Annotated in this window: 4 protein-coding genes and 1 pseudogene; 4 read left to right on the forward strand and 1 reads right to left on the reverse strand. The window is 68.6% G+C overall.

Annotated features, from left to right (window positions below):
• A pseudogene (locus tag QR77_RS47020) lies at window positions 1–388 on the reverse strand (hypothetical protein); the annotation flags it as partial.
• A 121-nt stretch (window positions 389–509) separates the two neighbouring features.
• Between QR77_RS47020 and rimP the strand changes: the two are divergent.
• The 4 genes from rimP to QR77_RS44180 all read left to right on the forward strand — a co-directional run.
• Entirely contained in the window at window positions 510–1,007 is a 498-nt protein-coding gene (rimP, locus tag QR77_RS30635) for a ribosome maturation factor RimP (RefSeq protein ID WP_040025247.1), read from the forward strand.
• 2 nt (window positions 1,008–1,009) lie between these two features.
• A complete protein-coding gene (nusA, locus tag QR77_RS30640) occupies window positions 1,010–2,035 on the forward strand; it encodes a transcription termination factor NusA (protein ID WP_040025248.1) in 1,026 nt (341 codons plus the stop codon).
• Between the two features lie 27 nt (window positions 2,036–2,062).
• Entirely contained in the window at window positions 2,063–2,350 is a 288-nt protein-coding gene (locus QR77_RS30645) for a YlxR family protein (RefSeq protein ID WP_063798100.1), read from the forward strand.
• 149 nt (window positions 2,351–2,499) lie between these two features.
• A partial coding sequence (locus QR77_RS44180) for a translation initiation factor IF-2 N-terminal domain-containing protein (protein ID WP_150130599.1) occupies window positions 2,500–2,808 on the forward strand: 309 nt, incomplete at its 3' end.

Genomic DNA, 2,808 nt, shown 5'->3' on the forward strand with positions numbered 1-2,808 from the left:
CGGCGACGGCAGCCGCCGGGGCGGCGGGTACGGCGGGCGCCGCCGGGGGCTTGACGGGTCCCCGGGTCTTCGGGGCGAGTGCCGCTATGTGCCGCACGACCGCCGCCCGCAGCGGGGTCAGGCGCGCACGCTCTCCGGGATGGGCGGCGAGCACGGCGTCGTAGTGCGCGAGCAGGGTCCGGCTCGTGCCGGCCGCCTTGGTGCGCAGTGTCGTTTCCTCCAACGCGGCCGCCTTCGCCTTGCGCGCCTGCGCCGAGTCCGGTCCCGGGGGCTCCGAGGAGCAGGCCGTCAACAGACCGGCCGTCATCGCACCCGCCGTCATGAGGGCACGTCTGCGTGTCGTCCCCGTGCGCCCCACGTGTCTCTCCTCGGCCTTCGCAGTGATCACCGCAGGCGAGCGTACCTGCGGGTCACCCGAAGGTGGACGGCAACACCCCTCGGGACCGGATACCCTTGCTCCCTGACCCAGACGAACCCACAACAGCACACGCGGCCGAGGAGTCACCCGGATGAGCACCACCGAGAGCGAGAGGCTGCGCGGACTGCTGGAACCGCTCGTCGCCGCGAAGGATCTTGATCTGGAAGAGATCGAGGTGTCCCGGGCAGGCAGGCGCCGTGTGCTGAGAATCGTGGTGGACTCCGAGGACGGTGTGGACCTCGACGAATGCGCCGAGGTGAGCCGGGCCATCTCGGAGAAGCTCGACGAGAGCGACGCGATGGGTGAGGACGAGTACCAGCTCGAAGTGACCTCGCCGGGAGCCGAACGACCGCTGACGGAGCGTCGCCATTACGTGCGCGCCACCGGCCGGCTCGCCAAGTTCCAGTTGCACGAGGGCGACGAGTTCGTGGCCCGCATCCTCACCGTCGACGACGAAGGACTCGACCTCGAAGTGCCGGGCGTGAAGGGGCGCAAGCCCACCGCCCGCCGCGTCGAATTCGCGCGGATCGCCAAGGCGCGCGTGGAACTCGAGTTCACCCGCAAGGACAAGAAGGAAGAGGAGGCGTAGCCGTGGACATCGATGTGAAGCTCCTTAAGGGCTTGGCACAAGAGAAGGAGATCGCATTCGATCTGCTGGTCGAGGCGATCGAATCGGCCCTCCTCATCGCGTATCACCGCACGGACGGCAGCCGCAGGCACGCCCGTGTCGTCCTCAGCCGCGACAACGGTCATGTCACGGTCTGGGCCAAGGAGGACGCGGCCGACCTGGAGGAGGGGCAGGAGGCCAAGGAGTTCGACGACACCCCGTCGGACTTCGGCCGGATCGCGGCCACCACCGCCCGCCAGGTCATCCAGCAGCGGCTGCGGGACGCCGAGAACGACGTCACCTTCGGCGAGTACTCGCGCCGTGAGGGCGATGTCGTCGCCGGCATGGTCCAGCAGGGCAAGGACCCGAAGAACGTCCTGGTCAAGCTGGACGACAAGATGGAAGCCATCCTTCCGGTGCAGGAACAGGTGCCGGGCGAGAACTACACGCACGGGCTGCGGCTGCGTACGTACGTGGTGCGCGTCGCCAGGGGCGTGCGCGGCCCCTCCGTCACGCTCTCCCGTACCCACCCCAACCTCGTGAAGAAGCTCTTCGCGCTGGAGGTCCCCGAGATCGCCGACGGCTCCGTCGAGATCACCGCGATCGCCCGCGAGGCCGGCCACCGCAGCAAGATCGCCGTACGGTCGACCCGCTCGGGGCTCAACGCCAAGGGCGCCTGCATCGGCCCGATGGGCCAGCGCGTACGCAATGTCATGGCCGAGCTGCTCGGCGAGAAGATCGACATCGTCGACTGGTCGGAGGACCCGGCCGAGATGGTGGCGAACGCGCTCTCGCCGGCCCGCGTCAGCAAGGTCGAGGTCGTCGATCTCGGCCTGCGCTCGGCGCGGGTGACCGTGCCGGACTACCAGCTCTCGCTGGCGATCGGCAAGGAAGGGCAGAACGCGCGGCTCGCCGCCAGGCTCACCGGCTGGCGGATCGACATCCGTCCTGATACGGAGCAGCCCGGCGCGGCGGGCGACGAGCGTCCGGATCTTGCCCCAGAGGGGTGACGTCGGCGCGGGGAGGTAGACTTGAGGATGTCTGGCCGGACGAGCGACCGAGCCTGCCCTGAGCGAACCTGCGTGGGGTGCCGGGAGCGAGTGGCCAAGAGCGATCTGCTGCGCTTCGTGGTGATCGATGAACAATGTGTTCCCGATCAACGCGGTACGCTGCCCGGCCGGGGTGCGTATACGCACCCCGCCCTTGTCTGTCTCGATCTGGCGGTCCGCCGCCGGGCGTTCCCACGGGCCTTCCGGGTCCAGGGACCGCTCGACAGCGCGGAACTGCGGAAATATGTCGAGCGGACGGCACATGCGGGACGGTAAGAAGAAGTACGGCACGGAACCCCGTGCGGTTCAGGTACCTCGCGAGTTGGAAGTAGGTCGAGATTGCGATGAGCACTCGATGAGTACGCGATGAGTACGCCCATGAAGTAGCGACGGTCCGGCGGTAACCCGGACCTAAAAGGAGCGAAGTGGCTAAGGTCCGGGTATACGAACTCGCCAAGGAGTTCGGCGTCGAGAGCAAGGTCGTCATGGCCAAGCTCCAAGAACTCGGTGAATTCGTCCGTTCGGCATCCTCGACCATCGAGGCGCCGGTTGTACGTAAGCTGACAGATGCTTTGCAGGGCCCCTCCGGCAACGGTGGGAAGCCCGCGGCGAAGCCCGGGGCGCCCCGCAAGGCGACCCCCGCGAGGCCCTCCGCACCGTCTCCGGCCGCACCGGCCCAGACGGCGCGCCCTGGTGCCCCCAAGCCCGGTGTCCCGGCTCCCAAGCCGGCTGCC

This window comes from Streptomyces sp. 150FB, assembly GCF_000818195.1.
In the GTDB taxonomy this organism is placed as follows: Bacteria; Actinomycetota; Actinomycetes; order Streptomycetales; family Streptomycetaceae; genus Streptomyces.